The organism is Kangiella koreensis DSM 16069 (assembly GCF_000024085.1).
GTDB lineage: Bacteria > Pseudomonadota > Gammaproteobacteria > Enterobacterales > Kangiellaceae > Kangiella > Kangiella koreensis.
In genome coordinates, this window is record NC_013166.1 from 1,588,810 (window position 1) to 1,610,160 (window position 21,351).

At 43.7% G+C, this 21,351-nt stretch carries 17 protein-coding genes; 6 read left to right on the top strand and 11 right to left on the bottom strand.

The annotated features are described in order from the left end of the window. Window positions 1-20: 20 nt before the first annotated feature. The 10 genes from purF to pepN all read right to left on the bottom strand — a co-directional run bounded on the left by purF (window position 21) and on the right by pepN (window position 12,630). Window positions 21-1,541 (bottom strand): amidophosphoribosyltransferase, encoded by a 1,521-nt coding sequence (purF, locus tag KKOR_RS07405; RefSeq protein WP_012801406.1) that lies wholly within the window; start codon window positions 1,539-1,541, stop codon window positions 21-23. A 1-nt stretch (window position 1,542) separates the two neighbouring features. Beyond that, the gene (locus KKOR_RS07410) at window positions 1,543-2,067 is read right to left on the bottom strand and encodes a CvpA family protein (protein ID WP_012801407.1); all 525 of its coding nucleotides are present in this window, start codon (window positions 2,065-2,067) and stop codon (window positions 1,543-1,545) included. A gap of 62 nt (window positions 2,068-2,129) precedes the next feature. Then, window positions 2,130-2,897: an SPOR domain-containing protein gene (locus KKOR_RS07415; RefSeq protein ID WP_012801408.1), complete on the bottom strand. Its 768-nt coding sequence runs from the start codon at window positions 2,895-2,897 to the stop codon at window positions 2,130-2,132. A gap of 16 nt (window positions 2,898-2,913) precedes the next feature. Then, window positions 2,914-4,224, bottom strand: a complete 1,311-nt coding sequence (locus tag KKOR_RS07420) for a bifunctional folylpolyglutamate synthase/dihydrofolate synthase (RefSeq protein WP_012801409.1) — start codon at window positions 4,222-4,224, stop codon at window positions 2,914-2,916. Between the two features lie 20 nt (window positions 4,225-4,244). After that, window positions 4,245-5,111: an acetyl-CoA carboxylase, carboxyltransferase subunit beta gene (gene accD, locus KKOR_RS07425; protein ID WP_012801410.1), complete on the bottom strand. Its 867-nt coding sequence runs from the start codon at window positions 5,109-5,111 to the stop codon at window positions 4,245-4,247. Between the two features lie 107 nt (window positions 5,112-5,218). Continuing rightward, window positions 5,219-6,013 (bottom strand): tRNA pseudouridine(38-40) synthase TruA, encoded by a 795-nt coding sequence (truA, locus tag KKOR_RS07430; RefSeq protein WP_012801411.1) that lies wholly within the window; start codon window positions 6,011-6,013, stop codon window positions 5,219-5,221. An 87-nt stretch (window positions 6,014-6,100) separates the two neighbouring features. Continuing rightward, window positions 6,101-8,404 (bottom strand): FimV/HubP family polar landmark protein, encoded by a 2,304-nt coding sequence (locus tag KKOR_RS07435; protein WP_012801412.1) that lies wholly within the window; start codon window positions 8,402-8,404, stop codon window positions 6,101-6,103. A 124-nt stretch (window positions 8,405-8,528) separates the two neighbouring features. Then, window positions 8,529-9,548, bottom strand: a complete 1,020-nt coding sequence (locus KKOR_RS07440) for an aspartate-semialdehyde dehydrogenase (protein ID WP_012801413.1) — start codon at window positions 9,546-9,548, stop codon at window positions 8,529-8,531. A gap of 59 nt (window positions 9,549-9,607) precedes the next feature. Next, window positions 9,608-9,931: a hypothetical protein gene (locus tag KKOR_RS07445; protein WP_012801414.1), complete on the bottom strand. Its 324-nt coding sequence runs from the start codon at window positions 9,929-9,931 to the stop codon at window positions 9,608-9,610. 32 nt (window positions 9,932-9,963) lie between these two features. Continuing rightward, complete coding sequence (pepN, locus tag KKOR_RS07450) at window positions 9,964-12,630, bottom strand: aminopeptidase N (protein ID WP_012801415.1); 2,667 nt, start codon at window positions 12,628-12,630, stop codon at window positions 9,964-9,966. Window positions 12,631-12,772: 142 nt separating this feature from the next. Between pepN and KKOR_RS07455 the strand changes: the two genes are divergently transcribed. The 4 genes from KKOR_RS07455 (at window position 12,773) to KKOR_RS07470 (ending at window position 17,397) form a co-directional block, all read left to right on the top strand. Beyond that, a complete protein-coding gene (locus KKOR_RS07455) occupies window positions 12,773-13,156 on the top strand; it encodes a hypothetical protein (RefSeq protein ID WP_012801416.1) in 384 nt (127 codons plus the stop codon). A 454-nt stretch (window positions 13,157-13,610) separates the two neighbouring features. Next, on the top strand, window positions 13,611-14,702 hold the full coding sequence (gene pdhA, locus KKOR_RS07460; RefSeq protein WP_012801417.1) for a pyruvate dehydrogenase (acetyl-transferring) E1 component subunit alpha: 1,092 nt from the start codon (window positions 13,611-13,613) through the stop codon (window positions 14,700-14,702). Beyond that, a complete protein-coding gene (locus tag KKOR_RS07465) occupies window positions 14,702-15,682 on the top strand; it encodes an alpha-ketoacid dehydrogenase subunit beta (protein ID WP_012801418.1) in 981 nt (326 codons plus the stop codon). The genes pdhA and KKOR_RS07465 overlap by 1 nt, the downstream gene beginning before the upstream one ends. After that, entirely contained in the window at window positions 15,679-17,397 is a 1,719-nt protein-coding gene (locus KKOR_RS07470; protein WP_012801419.1) for a 2-oxo acid dehydrogenase subunit E2, read from the top strand. The genes KKOR_RS07465 and KKOR_RS07470 overlap by 4 nt, the downstream gene beginning before the upstream one ends. 58 nt (window positions 17,398-17,455) lie before the next feature. Here KKOR_RS07470 and KKOR_RS07475 read toward each other — a convergent pair whose 3' ends face one another. Next, complete coding sequence (locus KKOR_RS07475) at window positions 17,456-17,797, bottom strand: hypothetical protein (protein ID WP_041296029.1); 342 nt, start codon at window positions 17,795-17,797, stop codon at window positions 17,456-17,458. Window positions 17,798-17,958: 161 nt separating this feature from the next. Here KKOR_RS07475 and KKOR_RS07480 point away from each other — a divergent pair, with 161 nt between their 5' ends. Next, window positions 17,959-20,037, top strand: coding sequence for a prolyl oligopeptidase family serine peptidase (locus tag KKOR_RS07480; protein WP_012801421.1), 2,079 nt, complete (start codon window positions 17,959-17,961; stop codon window positions 20,035-20,037). 341 nt (window positions 20,038-20,378) lie between these two features. Continuing rightward, window positions 20,379-21,215, top strand: a complete 837-nt coding sequence (gene proB / locus KKOR_RS07485; protein ID WP_012801422.1) for a glutamate 5-kinase — start codon at window positions 20,379-20,381, stop codon at window positions 21,213-21,215. The last annotated feature ends 136 nt before the right edge of the window (window positions 21,216-21,351 follow it).

The window sequence follows — 21,351 nt, forward strand, 5'->3', positions numbered from 1 at the left end:
ATATAACGCATAAATCCTCGCTATTGGTTATGTAAATCCATAACCATGGCAGCATCACCTATGTCATCAACGTCTTTATTTTCCTTGGCTGTATCATTGCGACGCTGCTGCAACTTATCCAAATAATCTGCATCAATATCACCCGTGATGTACTCGCCAGTAAATACTGACAAATCAAAACGCTTAATATTAAGGTTACCCTCTCGCACAGCATCAACCATGCCTTCAATATCCAGATAAATCATTTTATCAGCGCCAATTACCCGTCCCACTTCCTCTTCGGTACGACCGTGAGCAACCAGCTCAGTTGCCGCAGGCATATCAATACCATAAACATTAGGGAAACGGACAGGAGGCGCTGCTGATGCAAAGTAAACTTTTTTAGCACCTGCTTCTCGTGCCATTTCAATAATTTGTTCAGAAGTTGTTCCACGAACGATTGAGTCATCAACCAACAGAACATTTTTATCGCGAAACTCCAATTCAATTGCGTTCAGTTTTTGACGGACGCTTTTCTTGCGCATCTGTTGACCGGGCATAATAAATGTTCGACCAATATAACGATTCTTGATAAAGCCATGGCGCATTTTTACGTTAAGCTCATGTGCTAACTGCACTGCAGAAGTGAGCGAAGTATCCGGGATAGGGATAACCACATCAATATCATGATCAGGCCAGTCTCGTAGAATTTTCTCAGCAAGCTTTTCTCCCATACGCAAACGGGATTTGTAAACAGAAACGTTATCAATCATTGAGTCAGGGCGAGCAAGGTAGACATGCTCAAAAATACATGGTGTTAACTCACTGTCAGCATAGCACTGCTTTTCGTGCAAAGTACCGTCATCGGAAATGAACACTGCATGGCCAGCGCCAATATCATCAATAAGCTCGAAACCAAGAGCATCCAGAGCAACCGATTCAGAGGCAACCATGTATTCGGTGCCCTGCTCAGTTTCGCGCTTGCCGTAGACAGCAGGGCGAATACCGTGAGGATCTCTGAAGCACAATAGACCATGACCGTTAATCAACGCCACAGCAGCATAAGCACCTTTGCAGCGTTTAAAAACACTGCCAACTGCATCGAAGATATCATCTGGACTAAGCTGATTTTTGTCTTTAATCTGTAGTTCATGCGCGAGCACATTCAATAAGACCTCAGAATCAGAGTTAGTGTTAAGATGACGGCGATCAGCCGAGAATAGCTCTTCTTTAAGCTGATCGGAATTAGTTAAGTTTCCGTTATGAGCTAAAGTAACACCATAAGGTGAGTTAACATAGAGCGGTTGAGCTTCGGCGCTGGTCGAACTACCAGCTGTTGGGTAACGAACATGCCCAATACCCGTATTACCAGTCAATCGACGCATATGGCGAGTATGAAAAACATCTCGAACCAGACCATTGTCTTTACGCAGGTAAAGACGGCCATTATCGGTAGTCACAATACCTGCGGCATCTTGACCACGATGTTGCAACACAGTTAATGCATCATAGATGCTTTGATTGACAGGGTTCTTACCTACGATTCCAACAATACCACACATATCACTTTTGCTCGTCTATTTCAGTTGGTGGCTCAGAGCCCTCTTTTAACTGAGGGACAACTTCACCAAGTTGCTCATAAAACCATTCGGCGACCATCTCCATATTAGGGAGTAAACTTGACTGCCCCCACCATTCATCCTTAGGTACTGGGGTAAACTGCTTTAATCCCAATACAATTAATGCAACAACCAGCACGCCTCTCAAGGCCCCAAAAATCATTCCTAACAGTCGATCTGTTCCGCTCAACCCTGCTGCATCAACCATTCTGCCAATCAGATAGTTAATGATTCCTGCAATAACAAGAGTTACGACAAATAGAGAAACCCATGCCACACCTAAGCGTAGACTGTTGGTATCAATATGATTAACAAGAAGTTCTGCAAATGGTTCGTAAAAACCTTTAGCGACAAAGAAAGCGACAATCCAGCCAGCTAGCGATAACGCTTCGCGCACGAATCCACGAAGCAAGCTAATTAAAGCTGAAATGCCAATAATGGCGAGAATAACCCAATCGACCCAAATCATTAAGGAGGCTACTGTGTTGTGTTGATGGCTATTTTAACAGAGGTAACAGTCAGGTGAAATGGTTAATGTTGTTTTGGGTCGAACTCAATCACCTTAACTTTTGAACCGACCACCTTTTCCAAATCGCCCGTTCGTTTCTCGGCCTCTCCTTTTACTGGATAAGGACCTACATAAACTCGTGCATAGGAATCACCTACTCTCTGATAAGCTCGGTAACCTTTGTCTCTTAAACTGTTAACCAGTTTCGTTGCATTGTCTTTATTAGAAAAAGAGCCGATTTGGATAAGCCAGGCACTATCAGAGAAAGCTAATTCGCTCTCAGTATTTTCTTTGGGTAGTGACTCAACTTGAGGTTGAGTTTTTGATTCGAGACTCGCCTGAGACTTGGGTGTCGTTTCAACATTTGATTGAGTTTCGACCTGAGCGGTCTCCTTTGGCTCCTGCTTTTCAACAGGCTTTGCAGTAACTTCGTTCTCTTGTACATTCTCAGCTTTTTCTTCGGGCTGCTGAGATGCAACTTGATTCTCTTCTTGCTTTGGCTGACTTTTAGAGTCTGTAGTGGTTACTGTGTTGACGGTTTCTTGCTTTGCTTGCTCTGTACCATCATCATCGAGGTTAATCACCAAGGGGCCCTTTTCGACTGGACCACTCGCTTGAAATGCAGGAATTTTGTCTGGCTGCTGAGATTGGCTTTCGCTGGGAATTTCAGGAATTTGTGACTGAATCTGAGAGCGATATTTTTCACTGTCCAGAATCATCGGCAGAAAGAAAACCGCTAATGCCAAAATTACTGAAGCACCCACTAAACGATATTTTAATTTCTCATCCACAGCTAAAGCCTCTTTATCACTTATTTAGTCGTTCTAGTATTGTGTTGCTAAATCGGGGCCACGTTTCGAGCATCATGGCGACGGTAACAAAAGAACCAAAGACAACCAAAGCTTGATTCTGATGTTGATGTTGCCAATATTCATCTAAAGCATCAACCAGTAAATGGTAAGTTTTTGCGTCTTTTTGGGACTTTTCAGGCAATTTATTCAGTAATTCTTCGCCTTTAGAACCCCTTTGACCAGGAAGGTCTATACAGTTCCACTGATCAATAGCCGTACAATAAGCTAGGGAACCCGCAATATCTTTATCTTTTAACATACCGCAAATAGCCGTAATGTGTTCGACACCACGCTCTTTGAGCTGTTCTAACTTTTGATTCAAAATCTTTGCTGAGTCTGGGTTGTGAGCTACATCTACAATCACTATAGGCGCTTTAGAAAGATACTGAAAGCGCCCAATAAACTGTAAGTGCTCATAAGCTCGTTTAATCGACTCAGGATTAACTTTTGCCGGAAAGACCAACAAAAATGCTTGAAGTGCAGAAGCTAGATTGCTCACTAATAAATCATTATTTGCCAGGCCATTAATGGATAACTCCTGACCTTCATTAACACTGGAAAATGCCCACTCAGAGCCGCGATCTTCATATTGATAATCGAGTTGAGCAACAACTCCTTTAGCCTGCCTTGCGCTAATTTCTGGCAACAGTAAAGATTGAGTTTGAGAGTCAGCAATAATTACTGGCTTATCTGAACGCATAATCCCCGCTTTCTCATGAGCCACTTTTTCAAGGGTATCGCCAAGCCAGTCCACGTGATCAAGACCAATTGAGGTAATCACAGCGATATCAGGGTTAATAATGTTAACCGCATCCATTCGACCGCCCAGCCCCACTTCTAAAACAATTAAATCCAATTCTTGTTGCTTAAATATCCAGAAAGCAACTAAGGTCGTGAATTCAAAATAGGTCAAAGGGATATCGCTTTGGTGTTGAGCAATATGGCGAAAAGCTGTGATTAATAAGTCATCAGAAACGGGGTACCCGTTATGCTTGACGCGTTCGTTAAACGCTAACAAATGAGGAGATGTGTAGCTGGCGACAGACAAGTCATGCTCAACGGCTAAAGATTCCAGAGTGGCAACGACTGTGCCTTTTCCATTAGTGCCGGCGACCGTAATTACTGGAGCATTAAGCTCAAGCAGTCCTAAACTATTGGCAACTTTTTGTATCCGAGACAGCCCCAGTTCTATTTCATGAATAGGATGAGCCTGTTCAAGCCAGGCTATCCATTCATTTAAAGTATTAAAATCTGGGGAGGCGATCACTGCACAATCTTTGAAAAGTATCAGGCAGCAGGTTTAGAGAGGTTTAGTAATTTTGCAACAAGATGAGACACGGTATCACGCATTTCACGGCGATCAACAATCATATCGATAGCTCCATGCTCTAACCAGAACTCACTTAAACGGAAACCTTCAGGAAGCTTTTCACGAATAGTTTGTTCAATCACTCGTTGGCCAGCAAAGCCGATCAAGGCTTTTGGCTCGGCTATCTGCACATCTCCCAACATAGCCAGACTTGCCGTAACCCCACCCATAGTTGGGTCAGTTAAGACAGACACATAAGGGAGCTTAGCCTCTGACAGTTTTGCTAATGCTGCACTGGTTTTAGCCATTTGCATTAGAGACACTAAAGCCTCTTGCATACGTGCCCCACCGCTGGCAGAAAAACACACTAATGCTGAGCGCGTTTCAATCGCCGCATTGACGGCACGCACAAACTTCTCACCGACAACAGAACCCATTGAGCCGCCCATGAATTCAAAGTTAAAGGCACAAGCCACGACTGGAACATCGTTGACCGTACCTTTAAATGCGATTAGAGCATCGTTTTCATGAGTTTTCTTTTGGGCCGCTGAAATACGATCTTTGTATTTCTTTGAATCACGGAATTTGAGCATATCAACCGGTTTCATATTAGCACCGATTTCTTTGCGGTTGGCCTCATCCATAAACTGCTCTAATCGAGTACGCGCCTTGATACGCATATGATTGTTGCACTTAGGGCAGACATGCTGGCTACGCTCCAATTCAGCGTAATACAGAACGCCTTCACAAGCCGTACATTTACTCCATACCCCTTCAGGAATGGACTTCTTTTTTTGCGACCCTTCAGGGTTGCGTTTTGGTAATAATCGTTCTAACCAACTCATAATTTCAGTCTTTTATTCGTCGCTTAACAAATTGCACGCATTGTAACAGGTTTAGTAGCAAACGGAATAAACCTCTGGTTTAACCACTTTAAAAATTCAGTAACCAGTCACATCCTTGATGGCAAAAATAACGGCCCTGGAGAAACTTTGGGCAATCTAAACTGCTCAGGGTACTCTACGTCAACCAAGTATAAGCCATTAGGACTGGCAGTTGATGCAGCCTGAGTACGATCCTTTCCATCCAATAACTGCTTTGCCCATTCAGGTTTTTGATTATACCGGCCAATCTCAATCAAGCTGCCTGCAATGTTACGAACCATATGATGTAAAAAAGCATTAGCTTTTATATCTATGACCACATACTCACCCAAACGCTCAACAAATAAGTGGTGGATATTCCTGAAAGATGTTTTTGACTGACAACTTGCAGCCTGAAAAGCTGCGAAATCCTGCTCGCCAGGAAAATAAGCACAGGCTTGATTCATAACATCAATGTCAAGCGGTGCACGACACCAGGTCAAACCTGAACGGGATATAGCTGGTCGTGTAGGAGTGTTAGCGATGATATACCGGTAACGTCTAGCTTTAGCACTGAATCTGGCATGAAAGTCATCAGAGACTGAATGTGCCCAACGTACAGCAATATCATCGGGAAGCTGTGTATTGGCACCCATGGTCCAAGCTTTTAATGGCCGCTCATTGCTCAACTCAAAATGAATGATCTGTCCTGTTGCGTGGACTCCTGTATCGGTGCGTCCGGCACAAGATACTTCAATCGGCTCATCTGCAATAGTGGAAAGCACCTTTTCAAGCGTTTGCTGTACCGAACTTGCATGAGATTGACGCTGCCAACCATGATATCGGTGCCCATCGTACTCAATGCAGAGCGCGACTTTTGTCATAACTCTAGTCTCAATATAAAGCTGTTTAAATGCACAACACCGGGCATAACCCGGTGCTGTTCTTACCTTCTCGTTCCAAACAGTTGATTAGTGTTTTGCTAAAAGTTTACCAGCTTCTTCACTCTGCTTGGCGTTACCCTCTTTTTGAACTTCCTGCAAAATATCCTTTGCGGATTCTTCATCACCCATTTCTATGTAAGCTTTTGCTAGCTCCAGCTTAGTTTGGACTTCATCTTCACTAACACCTGACTCTTCAGCAACTGAAGTCGCAGATGATTCAGAAGGCTCTTGGGTCACTAAATTCTCGTCATCCGAATCTAATGAAAACTCCAAGCCACTATCGCTCGCTTCGGCGGTGTCAACGACAGAATCAGCTTTGACTTTGTCTTCTTGTGCCGTCGCTTCAACCTCTTTCTCGAAGTCGCTCAAATCAAAGTCTAATGAGTCACTTGAAGATGTTGTTTCTACTTCAGGTTCTTCCGTTGCCTCAAGCTCAGCGCTTAAATCGACATTGACCTCTTTACCCTTATTTTCATCATCATATCCAAATACATCGTCTTCATCAGGCAATGACTTTTGCTTTACTACCGGCTCAGCGGGTTTAGGAGGCTCAACAAGCGACGTTAAACTGGCAACTTTAAGGCCAAGTTTAGAGTCATGGTCAAAATCTTTAGAAAGCCCTTTTTTAAGTTCGTGGAACTTTTGAGCATTCTTCTGGCTTGCCAATATTTCCATATACTTCACTCGAATCTCATCATTTTTGGGAGTTTTAGATAAAGCTTTCTCAAGTACATTCTTGGCTTCAGTCATTTTACCACGAGCAATTAAAATATCCGCTTCTCCAACTGGATCAGAAGATGACTCCTCAAGTGTCATTTTATCTTTACTCAAGAAAGAGTCTCTTGGAGAAGCAGGCTCTTTTTTGCGGCCAGAGTCACCAAATGAAGGTATTAATCCTGACTCACCATCTTCTGGCGGTTGGCGGTTACGCCAATAAACAGCGCCGCCAGCGAGTACTAGCAGAGCTAATAGCCCACCGCCCGCCCAATACCAAAAGCCTTCGGCCTGATAAAATGACTCTTTGTTAGATTTATCATTCTGAGTTAGCTGAGGTTCTGGTTTCTTTTCTTCTTCAACAACAGGCTCTTGAGCATTGTCAGCCACTTCTGTTACTGACGGCTCTTCGGGAGTTTCTATTGGCAAAGTATCTTCAGCTACATCAGCTGAGCCAGACAATACGGCTAAAGTATCGTCCTCGACCTGTACTCCTGTGTCGGCAAGATCATCCTTAACCTGTAACTCTTCTTTAAGCTGCTGATTTTGTAATTTCAAAGTTTCCACAGCTTCACGTAAGGTGTTTACCTCACTTTGCAATTCCGAAACAGATTCCGCATCAGTTTCGGAGCCACCTGCTTGATTAAGCGAGCTATCTTCAACGCTGGCAATGCTTAAGCGACCACCTTGCGACGACGAGTCATCACGAGCTTGCGTTTCGGAAACAGTTTTTCGAACATCAAGAGGTGCCTGATTAGCTCCCAATGAAGCTCGGTAGGCTCTCAATGCTTCAGCATGTGAAATACTATCTATGTAAGACTGCTCTGGAACTTTTAACTGGTAACCGGCTTTTAGACGATTAACATCATTATTAATAAATGCATCAGGGTTATTACGATAAAGAGCAATCAGGGTTTGTTGGACTGTGGCATTATTCGGTCTAACTTGACTGGCGATACTCCACAGTGTCTGTCCGCGGCCCACACTCCAGCTGTTGCCGTCAAACACTGGTGCAGCACGGCGTTGTGTGGTTGCTTCAGTTCTGGTGGTAGTTTCTGTTGGAGACTGCTGAGGTTTGTCTGGCTCTTCTTGTGGCTGGCTTTGCGTTTGACTGGTTGTTGTAGGAGTACGTGCGACCTCCTCAGTAACGGTAGCTGGCCGCTGGGTCGGAGTGACTTGTGTTTGACTTGGTTCAGTGCTGACAACTGGTGTAGTCTTATTAAATACAGGAGGATCCAACAATAAGGTATACTCACGCATTAACTTACCTTGCGGCCAATCTAGTTCAATGATGATATTTACATAGGGTTCTTTAATTGGGGAGTCGCTAGAAACACGAACTGCTTTAGAGCCATCTGCTTTAGAATACACTTCAAATCTTAACAGACTATGGAATGGCTCCCTAGTGACACCATAACGTTCGTACGCTTCAAACGAGGCAATTTTTGCACGCAGATCAGATTCTTGAAGTTCCTTAGAAGAAAGAAGAACGATTTCTGCGTTTAGTGGTTGGTTTAGACCTGATTCAGTTTTAAGTTCACCAAGTCCGAGCGACCAGGCCTGAGAAGTCATTAGTGCCGTCGATACAGCGACAGTCGCAGCTAATTTACGAAACATAAGTTCTCCCTCTTAAATACCCATAGTAAAAATTCGACTCAAAAGCCGCTGTTCCCACGGCTTTTTGATGTCAGAACTTAAGATTATACTTTAAGTTAGCTATTGTTAAGTGCTAATTTTGCGGCTATAAGTAATTTTTTACAAGTATTTCAGCTATTTGAACTGTGTTCAATGCCGCACCTTTACGAACATTATCGGAAACTACCCACATAGCGAGTCCATTTTCCATTCCCACATCCTGACGAATACGGCTGACAAACACGTCATCTTTACCACCAGCATGAGTCACAGGAGTCGCATAATCAAGCTTGCTCATGTCGTCAACCACCGTTACTCCTTCGGCATTCTTCAACAAGAACCTGGCCTGTTCAGCGTCAAGCGGCACACGAGTCTTGATATGAACTGCTTCGGAGTGCCCGTAAAATACCGGAACCCTTACTGCAGTTGGGCTAACACCAATCGAAGGGTCTTCAAAGATTTTATGAGTTTCCCACACCATCTTCATTTCTTCTTTGGTATAACCATTGTCCTGAATTGCATCGATATTCGGTAAGACATTAAAAGCAATTTGTTTATCGTAGACTTTACTGGTTGCTTGGCGGCCATTAAGCAGTTCGGCGGTTTGGCTAGCCAGCTCTTCGACTGCTTTGTGGCCAGAACCTGAAACAGCTTGGTAAGTACAGACATTGATATGTTCAATACCCACGTCATCCTGAATGGGTTTTAAAGCAACCAATAACTGCATCGTAGAACAGTTTGGGTTAGCTATAATGCCACGGTTTTTATAGTCAGCGATTCGCTCAGGATTAACTTCGGCTATAACTAGAGGAATATCGTCGTCGTAACGAAAGTGGGAGGTGTTATCGACCACCACACAGCCGGCCTCCGCAGCTTTGGGTGCATACTCGGCAGAGATGTCACCACCTGCAGAAAACAAACCGATATCAGCTTTCGAAAAGTCAAAGTCCGCAAGATTTTCAACACGAACTGACTTACCCTTAAACATCACGCGCTCACCAGCGGAACGCTCGCTAGCGAGCAAGTACAAATTCTCAACTGGAAAATCACGCTCTTCCAGAATCTCACGAATAGTAACACCGACGGCACCTGTAGCGCCGACGATGACCACATTAACTTTTTTCAATTTAGCTCTCCGAAAACATTAAAACAGGGATTAATATTAATTCTAGAAATGAGTTATAACTATTTCTTTTTTAAGAACATTAGCCAAACACGTAAAGCAATATAACCTACGAATCCGGCGGCGATCATATAATATGAAACGGTTACCCACATTGCTCCATTTTCTTTTGGGTGGACAAAATTCAATAAAAAACCGGCAGCGACAAGCAAAATGGCCAGGAAGGAAAAGCTCTGTATACGACGACTTCGTTTAATCTTCTGAATATGAATGGCCCGCTCTAACTGCTCTTCACTTGTGCCTTTTAGCACAGCACCACAATGCATACAAACTTCCGATTTGCTCGAAATTCGCTTACCACACACAATACAACTGATAATTGACATAACTAACCTTTACTCTTATCGATTAAATTGAATCAACCCAAAGCCTTGCTTGCTATTTCATAGACATCTTTGGACAGATCAGGCAGTTGCAAAATACCCTGTAATTGTTCACACATCAAGCGCTGACGCTCATCATCAAACTTTTTCCAGCGGTTAAAAGCGCCGGTCAAACGGGCAGCAGTTTGTGGGTTCACGCTATACAGTCTTTTGATCTGCTCGGCCAGGAAAACATAACCCTGCCCATCTTTACGGTGAAACTGCGCTAAGTTTGCTCCCGCAAATGCTCCAACGACAGCTCTGACTTTATTTGGATTTTTTAGATCAAATGCGGGATGTTCAATTAAAGTCTCTACCCGCTCAATGGTTGGGTCACTTGGATCAGTCGCTTGCGACATAAACCATTTATTAACCACCAAGTCTTCATTTTGCCACTTCTGATAAAAATCGTCAGCTAGTTGCTGTTTATCCTCATAATTGGAATGCATAAGCAACTTTAAACCAGTTTCAGCATCCGTCATATTATTACTGTTAAGTAACTGGCTAACCGCTAACTCATAGGCCTTTGGCTTTTCCAAAGCCACCAGATAACTCAAGCACACACCAGCAAAGGCTCGTTGTGCAATTGACGTTTTATCCTGCTGGAACTTACCCACATGATGATTGGCCTGATAATGCACCAACCAATCCATCTCCAGTTGACAGGCTAATTCTTTTTTCAGAAAGTTATGTGCGACAATCAAGTGATCAAGATTAACCCGCTCAACCTCTTCAATCAGTGCTTTAATATCAGGTAAAGTGAGTGCCAAGGCTTTAAAGCGGCCGTCAAGCGATTCACTTGATAATAGGTTCTGCACCGCGTTAACCAGGTGTAGAGGGAACTGCATGACCTCGCCCGCCTCCTGCTCAGCACATAACTGCCAAATCACTCGAGCAAATAAACGCTGTCCCGCCTCCCATTGGTTGAAAGGGTCACTATCGTGTGCGAACAGGAAAGCCAGCTCATGATCGTTATAATCATAATGCAGTCGAACCGGTGCTGAAAAATTGCGTAGCAATGACAACACAGGCTGCTGTGCGATTTCAGTAAACTCAAACGACTGTTCTAATTGAGTTATATGCAAAATGTCGCCAGTCAATTGCTCAGGATTGGCTGCTAATTGAAGTGGTAAATCTTTACCCTCTTTATCAAGCAGGCCAAGTTTTAAAGGGATATGGAAAGGCTGTTTGTTTGATTGCCCAGGTGTATCTGGACACGTTTGCTTAACATGCAGGGTCAGTTTTCTATGTAACTCATCATATTCGCTGGTTACTGTTAGCTCTGGAGTGCCCGCTTGCGAATACCAACGTCTAAACTGTTTTAAATCATATTCATTGGCATCTTCCATTGCGCAAACAAAATCTTCACACGTGACTGCCTGCCCATCATGGCGTTCGAAATATAAGTCCATTCCATGTCGGAATCCGCCAGCACCTAGCAAGGTGTGATACATGCGGATGATTTCTGCACCTTTATTGTAAACCGTCACAGTATAAAAGTTATTCATCTCAATATAGCTGTCGGGACGGATCGGATGTGCCATCGGTCCAGCATCTTCAGCAAATTGATGCGAACGGATAACTTTAACATCTTCAATACGCTTAACGGCATGATCCGTTTGGTCTGCAGTAAACTGCTGGTCACGAAAAACTGTTAAACCTTCTTTTAGACTCAATTGAAACCAGTCACGGCATGTAACACGATTACCAGTCCAATTGTGGAAGTATTCATGGGCAATAACAGCTTCGACGTCTTCAAAATCTTGGTCGGTAGCAGTATCTGAGTGTGCCAAAACATACTTGGTGTTAAATATGTTGAGCCCTTTGTTCTCCATAGCGCCCATATTGAAGTCACCAACTGCTACGACCATGTATATATCAAGATCATATTCAAGTCCGAAGACCTCTTCATCCCAAGCCATGGCTTTTTTAAGTGATGCCATAGCATGATGGCATTGCTCAAGCTTGCCCTTGTCTACATAAATTTCGAGTTTGATCTTACGCCCTGACTGAGTCTTAAAGTGATCTTCTAATAAGTCGTAATTGCCGGCACATAAGGCGAACAGATAGCTCGGCTTGCGGAATGGGTCGTGCCAAATAGCATAATGGCGTCCATTAGCTAGCTTTCCATGCTCGGTCTGATTACCATTGGAAAGCAAGTGAGGGTATTTCTGCTGTGCAGCCTCAATACGAACGGTAAAAATGCTCATCACATCAGGACGGTCAGAATAATAGGTTATCTTGCGGAATCCTTCAGCCTCACACTGTGTACAAAATTTACCATTCGACAGATACAAACCTTCGAGGCTGGTATTAGTGTTAGGGTAAATTCTAACCTTAGTCATTAGCTCAAAGGAATTTTGCTGATAGTTAAGGTTATGCACCTTATCCAACCAGACCGTTAACTGCTCAGAGTCCGTTTCATATTGAGCCGATTCTAACTTTTGACCATTAATAAAGATTTCCAGTAGCTTCAACTCTTCACCATCTAGAACCAGACTGTCGGAAGGATCCGCATTGGGATTAGCCTGCAACTTTAAACGGGCAGTTACAATAGAGTGGTCATCAAATAAATCAAAGTCCAACTTCGTTTCATGAATCAAATATGCTGATGGTTTATAATCTTTGCGGTATTTTACAGGGATGCTATCGCTAGTTTTCATAAAAGCTCTTAGTTACGGCCTGTCTGTTAATCTTTACAGCCCAATAATTTGTCAAAAGTAAATTGGCGCTATTGTAGCAATCATGCCAACTATTCGATATAAAAGAGTTCGCCAAAACCAAACTTACTAATAGAAACTTATTATGTGTCAATGTCCTGAGTTAGCCGAGATCCTGTTAGGGGATGATGAAATCATCAGCAGTAGTCCACAACACCCCCTTCGCGGTTTTGATGAAGTGGACTGGAATCCTTCGCAATGGGCTTGTTTGAACCAATGTCCGGAGTGCGGTCAGCTCTGGCACATTGATATTGCTAAAGGCAATCAGATCGGCATTTGCGTAAAAGTGGTAGACCAAGCAGCTTGGCAAAAATTGGATACCACTTATGCTAGAGTTGACTTGATGGTGCAAAAGCATGGCGGTTTAACCTTCGAAACCTGTAAGTGGAGGCAGTGCAATAAGAACTGCGTCAAAGGCTTAGCTTTCTGCCCGGAACATGCTTATTTTGAGATGGATATTAAGGCCTGATTTTGGATACTTATTCTAGCTATGATGACTCGCTATAATCGACTAACTCTTTGAATTTTAGTAAATTACCTATATCCATAGATAAGTTTTACTAATCGTTCCACGGGTTGCCAACAACAAAACTGATGCTTCACGGGTCAGAACTGCCATTTACTATACAAAAGGCTTAAAAATCCGTACAATCGCCTCCGAAAACAGCTGTTTTTAACCATGGGAAAGCTCAAATTAACGGTCGAAAAAATACTCTAACTTATTAATAAATAAGTTTATTTTATAAAGTGGCTGATTAAAAACCACTCTTCATAAACCGTTAACGAAAACACTAGAAAGTTCACGTATAATCGGACTATTTCTGATCAAAGAGTAAAAAGATTACGTGAAAACAGTCGTTGAAGCTCAATGAGCTTTGATACGAACAGAATTTTTTTCCCAGTAACCTTAGGAGAATGTAGCCTTGACGACTACAACTGTTGCTTCTTTTGAAATCAAGTACCACCAGTATCTTGATCCTCAGGGTAAACCAACCCAGAAACTACCCGCATTTGCCAAAGATATGGACACAATGCGTAAACTTTACCGTGAAATGGCTTTGCTACGTGCTTTTGATGCAAAAGCATATGCTTTGCAACGTACTGGTAAAATGGGTACCTACCCTGCTTCATTAGGTCAGGAAGCTATCGGCATTGGGTATGGCGATGCAATGACCGCTGATGATGTTCTTATTCCTTATTACCGCTCTACTGGCGCCATGCTAAAGCACGGTATCACCATGAGAGAAATCCTTCTTTACTGGGGTGGCGATGAAGAAGGCTCTAACTATTCTGTAGCCAAAGATGATTTTCCAATTTGTGTACCAATTGCTAACCAGATTGTTCATGCATCAGGCGTAGCCAAAGCTATTCAAATGCGCGGGCAAAAACGTGCGGTTGCCACTGAAATTGGTGAAGGCGGTACTTCAGAAGGTGACTTCTACGAAGGTATTAACGTTGCCGGCATCTGGAATCTTGGCGTTGTTTTCATGATCAACAACAACCAATGGGCAATCTCGGTACCCACTGAAATCCAAACTGCCTGCGAAACTTATGCACAGAAAGCAATTGCTGCAGGTATCGAGGGAGTTCAGGTTGACGGTAACGATATTATTGCGGTCAAGCAAGTCGCTGATTACGCCTTTGAAAAAGCGCGTAATGGTGGCGGCCCTACTCTGATTGAAGCTATCACATATCGCTTATGTGACCACACTACAGCAGATGATGCTTCTCGTTACGACGATCCTAAAGTTAAAGAAGAAGCTTGGAAAAATGAACCCATGGTTCGTTTGCGTAAATACTTAGAAGCCAACAAAGCCTGGTCTGATAAGGACGAGGAAGCTATGAAGGCTGAAATTGCTAAAGAAGTTGATGCCGCAGTTAAAGAATACGAAGAGGCTCCAAAGCCAGGTCCAGAATTGATGTTTGATCATCTATACGCTGAGCTACCTGAAAATACCAAACCACAACGTGAAGCAGCTATTAAGCTGGCCGAAAAAGCGCGAGGTGCAAAATAATGGCAGCGATTACTTTAATTGAAGCAGTCAATGCAGCGATGGCTTATGAGCTTGAGCACGATAAAGATGTTGTATTGTTTGGTGAAGACGTCGGTAAAAATGGCGGTGTTTTCCGTGCAACCGACGGCCTACAAAAGAAATTTGGTACTGAACGCGTTATCGACTCACCTCTTGCAGAATCAATGATTGCCGGTTTAGCCATTGGTATGGCTGCACAAGGTATGAAGCCCATTGCTGAAATGCAATTCATGGGCTTTATCTTCCCGGCGGTTGATCAGATTTTCTGTCACGCAGCTCGTATGCGTCACCGTACTCGTGGCCGCTTAACCTTACCGATGGTAATTCGTGCTCCTTATGGCGGCGGTATCCATGCTCCTGAGCACCACTCAGAATCTACTGAGGCATTATTTGCTCACATTCCAGGTCTTAAAGTGGTCATTCCTTCTAACCCAAGCCGCGCTTATGGCTTGATGTTAGCAGCAATACGCGATCCAGATCCGGTGATTTTCCTTGAGCCAAAACGCGTTTACCGTATCGTTAAACATGAAGTTGAAGATACTGGTGAAGAATATCCTTTAGAAGCTTGCTTTGTTGATCGTGAAGGCTCTGACATCACCTTGATCTCTTGGGGCGCTATGATGCATGAAACCTTGCAAGCTGCTGAAAAGTTAGCGGCTGAAGGTATTGATGCCGAAGTGATTGATGTAGCAACAATCAGTCCTATTGATATGGATACAATCCTTGAGTCTGTCCAGAAAACGGGGCGCGTTTGTATCGTTCAAGAAGCACCAAAATCCGGCTCAATCGGTTCTGAAATTGCTGCTGAAATTGCTGAAAAAGCGATTTTAAGTTTACTGGCGCCAATTGGCCGCGTATCAGGTTATGATACGGTGATGCCTTATTACCGCTTAGAAAAACAATATATGCCGACCGTGGATCGTATCCTCGATGAAGCGCGCAAAATCATGGAGTACAAATGAAACAGTTTAACTTACCCGATTTAGGTGAAGGCTTGCCAGATGCGGAAATCGTACGCTGGTTAGTTAAAGAAGGTGATGAAGTAACTGTCGACCAGCCAATGGTCGAGATGGAAACTGCTAAAGCCGTGGTTGAAGTGCCTTCTCCATTCGCAGGTCGTATTGGAAAATTACATGGCAAAGAAGGAGACGTGATTGATGTGGGCGCCGTTCTGGTCACATTTGGTGAAGTCGGCGAAGTGGCTGAAGAAGCTCCTGAACCAGCACCTGTGACAGCGAAAGCAACAGAAAACGCAGTACCGCAAGCATCAGCTCCTGCGGGTGGTAGCGACACTTTCTTACTTCCTGACTTGGGCGAAGGCTTACCTGACGCCGAAATCGTACGCTGGTTAGTTAAAGAAGGCGAAACCGTTTCTGTCGATCAACCAATGGTTGAAATGGAAACTGCTAAAGCCGTAGTTGAAGTCCCCTCTCCCTTTGCCGGAAAAGTGTCTAAGCTTTATGGCCAGGCCGGTGACGTTATCGAAGTCGGTGCGCCTTTAGTAGAGTTTGGTGGTACTGGCGATGGCACTGCTAGCGAAAGCAAACCTGCCGCTCCTGCTAAAGAAGAAGCTGGCGAAGAAAAACGCGCAGACAGTGGCACCGTAGTTGGTGCTGTTGAAGTCGGCAACAATGTTGTTGCGGAAACAGCCAATGCGGTTGTTAAAGCATTAGCCAAGAAGCTGAAAGTCGATTTAACGCAAGTTAAAGGCACAGGCAAAGATGGCGCCATTACGCAGAAAGACGTGCGTGAAGCAGCCAAATCTGGTGCAACAGCTTCAACAACTCAGGCCCAGCAACCTCAGCAAGCAGCCGGTGTCGACACTTCAAACCCTCTTGCTTATAAAGCCTCTCCTGCTGTCCGTGCTCTCGCACGTAAACTTGGTGTTGATTTAGGCGATTGCCAACCAACAGGACGCAAAGGTTCGATTACCCGTGATGACGTTGAGCAAGCTAGCAAAGGCGGCTCATCAGCTCCACGTCAATCGCAGCCAGCTATGTCAGCTCAGCAAGCCAAAGGTTTGCCAGCAGTTAACCTTGAAGTTCAACCTGAAAAGGTTCGTGGCGTACGTCGTGCTATGGCGATGGGTATGGCAAACTCAGCGGCAACGGTTGTTCCAACCAGCCTGGTTGAAGATGTCGACATTACTGCATGGCCCAAAGGCACTGACTCATTAGCTCGTTATGTTCGTGCGCTTGTCACTGCGGCGAAACAGGTACCAGCCATGAATGCATGGTTTGATGGTGAAAACTTCGAGCGCCTATTGCACCCGAATGTAAACGTCGGAATAGCCGTAGACTCTCCTGATGGTTTATACGTTCCTGTTATTCACAACGCAGATCGTATGGATATGGCAGGCGTTCGCGCAAGAGTGCAGGAACTTCGTGAGAAGATTGAGACTAAATCTTTGAAACAGGATGATCAGCAAAACGCAACTATCACTCTTTCAAACTTTGGCTCAATTGCAGGTCGCTACGGCACACCAGTAGTATCGCCACCGCAAGTCGCGATTCTAGGTACTGGTCGCTTCCGTAACGAATTAAAGCTAACCGATAAAGGCATCACCAACGCAAAAATGTTGCCGCTATCCTTAACTTTCGATCACCGCGCCTGTACTGGCGGAGAAGCAGCTCGCTTCTTAGCAGCTGTGATGGAAGATTTACAGTTAGCTCGTTAGTTCAGGTTAAGAGCTAAATAAAAAAGCGTAGCGTTAGTTTCTAACCTACGCTTTTTTATTACCCTTCTTCCTTCTCTATTTCTCTTATCATTGCAAACTTTCCAGACATTAGCTGTCCACGGTGCTTTTCGCACCACCAACGGTAAATTGGATACATTAACAAGCTACCCAAAATTGCAAAAATAAAATATAAAAATATTGTAGGAAGAAAACTTATCAGCATACTCCCTACTGAAACAGCAGTCTCTTCAAATGGTGATACGGTTAATAAAAACAAAGCAAACATCAGTGCAAAACCTATACATACAAATAAAGCTATTTTTATATAGCTTATAAAATCTAACTGTATTCTCGCTTTTGTATCATAGTGTTCTTCTATAATTGTTCTTTGATGCGTCAAACCACTTTCCTTCTGTAATATTTCAACACATTTGTATCCTAGCGGAGCTTTTAGCGCTTTGCTATGCTCTTTGGTGATTTTATATTTGGAAAGTTAATTTTAAACATTAGGATCTTTTGATCCGAAAATGTGATTTTGTGGAGGCTCGTGTGGAAAGAACAATGAAAAAACTATTACTGACCGGCTTGCTGAGTGGTTTACTAGCTACCACGGTTTCAGCTAAAGAAGCCAGTGATCCTTATATCTGGCTTGAAGACGTAGAAGGCAAGAAAGCCCTCGAGTGGGTCGAAGAAAACAATAAAGTTTCTTTGAGCTATTTGCAGTCGCAGCCTCTTTACAAAGAATTATACGAAACCAATCTTGAAATTCTCAACTCTGATGAGCGCATCCCTTACGTCAATGAAATGGATGGTTATTTTTATAATTTTTGGCGTGATGAGGACAATGTGCGTGGCGTGTGGCGTCGAACAACGTTAGAAGAGTACAAAAAAGAAGACCCAAAGTGGGAAGTGATTCTTGACGTTGATGCACTCGCTGAAAAAGAAGACGAAAACTGGGTCTATAAAGGCTCTAACTGCCTATATCCGGATTACCAGCGTTGCCTTGTGAGTCTTTCACGTGGTGGTGCTGATGCCACTGTCGTTCGTGAATTTAACGTTGAAAGCAAAAGCTTCGTTAAAGGAGGCTTCCAACTACCTGAAGCAAAGAGTAATTTAAGCTGGATTGATAAAAATACAGTCTTTGTCGGTACAGACTTTGGCGCAGACAGCCTGACCGACTCCGGTTATCCACGAGTTGTGAAACTGTGGAAGCGCGGCCAAAAACACGAAGACGCAACGGCTGTTTTCGCAGGCAACCAAAGCGATGTTGCAGTACAAGCCTTTGTCACTCGCGATAAAGAAGAATCCTATAAGCTTATTTACCAGGGGCTCGATTTCTACAACTCTGAGATGTACCTGCTCTTAGATGAAGGCTTGGTTAAACTTGACCGCCCTAAAGATAGCACCGTACGAGGAATCAATAATGGCCAACTTCTAATTGAACTGAAGTCTGACTGGACCATTGGGGATAAAACTTATCAGCAGGCATCGCTGCTTTCGATTGATATTAATGATTATCTTGGCGGTAAAAAGAACTTTACTGAAGTGATAGTGCCTGATGAGCGTACTGCTATCAGCGGTATATCGTCTACCAAAGACTACTTACTGGTTAACCTGTTGAAAGATGTTAGCAGTGAGTTGCATCGCTACTGGTATGCTGATGGTAAGTGGCAAAGCAAGAAGGTTGATTTGCCCGAGTTTGGTACATTGTCAGTCGCCTCAACCAGTGACAAGCATAATAACTTTTTTGTTAACTATGCCAGTTTCTTAACCCCGAGTACTCTTTCATACTTCGATGAGAAAACTAAGAAGTTCAGCGAGCTAAAAAGCTTACCAGCTTTTTTTGATGCTGAACCTTACAAAGTTGAGCAACATTTTGTTGAAGCAAAAGATGGCGTGAAAGTGCCCTACTTTATCGTGATGCCCAAGGATCTTGAGTACAACGGTAAAAACCCAACATTGCTTTATGGCTATGGTGGCTTTGAGGTCTCTCTGAACCCTAGCTATTCCGCCCTCACCGGTAAGAACTGGTTAGAGCAAGGCGGTGTTTACGTTCTAGCTAACATCCGTGGCGGTGGTGAGTATGGTCCTGATTGGCATCAAGCGGCTTTAAAAGAAAATCGTCATGTGGCCTTTAATGATTTCATCAGCGTTGCCGAAGATTTGATTGAGCGAAAAATCACTTCCGAAGAGCATTTGGGAATACGCGGCGGTAGTAATGGTGGTCTATTAGTGGGCACCGTTGCGACCATGCGCCCTGACCTCTTTGGCGCCGTTGTATGTCAGGTTCCACTACTCGATATGAAGCGATTCAACAAACTACTGGCCGGTGCAAGTTGGATGGGTGAGTATGGTAATCCTGATAATGAAGATGAGTGGAACTACATCAAAACCTACTCGCCTTATCATAATGTTCACGAAGATGAAGATTACCCAAGAATTTTCTTCACAACATCAACTCGTGATGACCGCGTCCACCCTGGGCATGCACGCAAGATGGTCGCCAAGATGCAAGCTATGGGACACGATGTTTTGTATTACGAAAACACTGAAGGTGGTCATGGCGGTGCAGCTAATAATGAACAGTCGGCCAAACTTTATGCATTGATTCATACCTATCTTGCCGATCAACTTAAGTAAGAATATCCATTTCGTACGTTAAAAAAGGGACCTCCTCGGTCCCTTTTTATATTGCGTATCATTTCCTCTGATGTATCGACTACAACACTGTATAACCAAAAGTTAATTGACTGATAGCCAGTTTCCAGCGATTATCAACGTCATGAACAAATTCCTTCACATAGCACAGCCTCTTATGGCTCAACCCACAAGTCTTCCCGCTCCCGGAAAGTCTCGGCTTGCGCTGTGTGATTATTTTTTAATGAGTTATTGTAGATAGTACTCAATAAGAAAGACGATAAACCACAGAAACCCGCAAGCCAAAAGCTTCGCGGGTTTTTTAATGCCTGAGAGAAACGCAAATGAACACAATAGACTTTAGTCGCTATCAAAAAATTGTTATCAAAGTAGGCTCCGCCTTGATAGCTCCTAACTCGCGCGCCTGTTCCGCTGAGTACTGTTTGCCTATCGCTAACTTTATAAAAAAATGCCATGCAGCTTCAAAACAGATCATTCTGGTGTCATCTGGCGCAGTAGCAGCCGGATTTAATCAATTACAACTACCTGCGGACCAAACGATTAACTTGGAACAAAAACAAGCACTGGCGGCTATCGGACAATCCATTGTCATACGGCATTGGCAGCGCTTCTTTGATCAGGATGTTGCACAGGTTTTATTGACCTCTGATGATATAAGCAATCCAAAACGAGCCAGCAATGCTAAAAAAACATTTGCTCAACTTGAACATTATGGCGCAGTGCCGATTGTTAATGAAAACGATACGGTGGTCACTGAGGAGCTCAAGTTTGGTGACAACGACATTTTAGCGGCCCAGGTCGCACTACTTACGGAAGCGGATCTATTGATCATTTGTAGCGATGTTGACGGTGTTTTTGATGATAATCCACATGCAAATCCAGGTGCTCAGCTGATTAAAACTATCAGTTACGGGTGCCGACAAGCTATCAATTATGCCAAAACTAAGCATAACCCTCGCTCCAGTGGCGGTATGCTGAGTAAACTTCAATCAGCATTTTTGGCTAATTCTCATGGTATTGCTGTGACCATTTGCAATGGAAAGAAGGAGGCCTATAACCAATTATGGATAAACCAGAACCCAGGAACCTGGCTTTACCCAGGTCAGGCAAAAGTTATGAATAACGAGCCTTCAGATAAGCACACCTTATCCGAGGCATAAGATACTGTTATTTCAAATAATTTTAGCTAAACCCGAAAATCGCTGAGAGATGGCCTCGTGGGTAGTTAGCAATACTTAAACTAATGCTACTACCCTACCAGTTAAATCAATATAACAGCTCTAAGAGGCGCTTAGG

Excerpts from the sequence above, each read along its gene's own strand:
- KKOR_RS07410 (WP_012801407.1), bottom strand. The coding sequence starts at position 2,067 with ATGATTTGGGTCGATTGGGTTATTCTCGCCATTATTGGCATTTCAGCT.
- KKOR_RS07445 (WP_012801414.1), bottom strand. The coding sequence starts at position 9,931 with ATGTCAATTATCAGTTGTATTGTGTGTGGTAAGCGAATTTCGAGCAAA.
- KKOR_RS07435 (WP_012801412.1), bottom strand. The coding sequence starts at position 8,404 with ATGTTTCGTAAATTAGCTGCGACTGTCGCTGTATCGACGGCACTAATG.
- pepN (WP_012801415.1), bottom strand. The coding sequence starts at position 12,630 with ATGAAAACTAGCGATAGCATCCCTGTAAAATACCGCAAAGATTATAAA.
- KKOR_RS07465 (WP_012801418.1), top strand. The coding sequence starts at position 14,702 with ATGGCAGCGATTACTTTAATTGAAGCAGTCAATGCAGCGATGGCTTAT.
- purF (WP_012801406.1), bottom strand. The coding sequence starts at position 1,541 with ATGTGTGGTATTGTTGGAATCGTAGGTAAGAACCCTGTCAATCAAAGC.
- accD (WP_012801410.1), bottom strand. The coding sequence starts at position 5,111 with ATGAGTTGGTTAGAACGATTATTACCAAAACGCAACCCTGAAGGGTCG.
- KKOR_RS07455 (WP_012801416.1), top strand. The coding sequence starts at position 12,773 with ATGTGTCAATGTCCTGAGTTAGCCGAGATCCTGTTAGGGGATGATGAA.
- KKOR_RS07470 (WP_012801419.1), top strand. The coding sequence starts at position 15,679 with ATGAAACAGTTTAACTTACCCGATTTAGGTGAAGGCTTGCCAGATGCG.
- truA (WP_012801411.1), bottom strand. The coding sequence starts at position 6,013 with ATGACAAAAGTCGCGCTCTGCATTGAGTACGATGGGCACCGATATCAT.
- KKOR_RS07480 (WP_012801421.1), top strand. The coding sequence starts at position 17,959 with ATGAAAAAACTATTACTGACCGGCTTGCTGAGTGGTTTACTAGCTACC.
- proB (WP_012801422.1), top strand. The coding sequence starts at position 20,379 with ATGAACACAATAGACTTTAGTCGCTATCAAAAAATTGTTATCAAAGTA.